This is a genomic window from Eubacterium sp. AM05-23, from assembly GCF_003477535.1.
In the GTDB taxonomy this organism is placed as follows: domain Bacteria; phylum Bacillota; class Clostridia; order Eubacteriales; family Eubacteriaceae; genus Eubacterium; species Eubacterium maltosivorans.
This window is the reverse complement of the sequence record NZ_QUDF01000005.1, coordinates 328307-328672: the sequence shown is the minus strand read 5'-3', so window position 1 is coordinate 328672 and position 366 is coordinate 328307. Positions and strand designations below refer to the sequence as shown.

Sequence of the window (366 nt, the reverse complement as noted above, 5' to 3'; positions counted from 1 at the left end):
ATTGTATAAGTGTAAGGCAAAACGCCGAACACAAAAAACAATTCAGGAGGTAAGAAAAATGGCAACCATTGAAAAAAATATTGAATCCGTCGGCATGAAGATCACCGTGAACCACGGCGAAAGAGAAGGGAAAATCGTCAAATCCTCAAAGACCTACGGCGACGTTGACCCCGCAGTGACCGACGCCGCCTTTGTGGGCACCGCCAAGGCCATCACCGGCATGCAGGAGCCCATCCGGGAAAAGCAGGTGAAGGTGACCGCAGAAGAATTAATCGAAGTGGCGTAATGGGAAAATAGTGGCAATTAATAGGGTGGAAGGTTGAAGGTGGAAAGTGGAAAGTTCTGGTGCAAATCAGCTTTGCTGAT

The 366-nt window shown here is 48.1% G+C and carries 1 protein-coding gene; it reads left to right on the top strand.

Features of this window, described 5'->3' with window-relative positions; genetic code table 11:
- The first annotated feature begins 58 nt into the window (after window positions 1-58).
- The gene (locus DW091_RS09215) at window positions 59-286 is read left to right on the top strand and encodes a hypothetical protein (RefSeq protein ID WP_118518019.1); all 228 of its coding nucleotides are present in this window, start codon (window positions 59-61) and stop codon (window positions 284-286) included.
- Window positions 287-366: the final 80 nt, after the last annotated feature.

Coding starts and splice junctions, on each gene's coding strand:
- DW091_RS09215 (WP_118518019.1), top strand. CDS start 59: ATGGCAACCATTGAAAAAAATATTGAATCCGTCGGCATGAAGATCACC.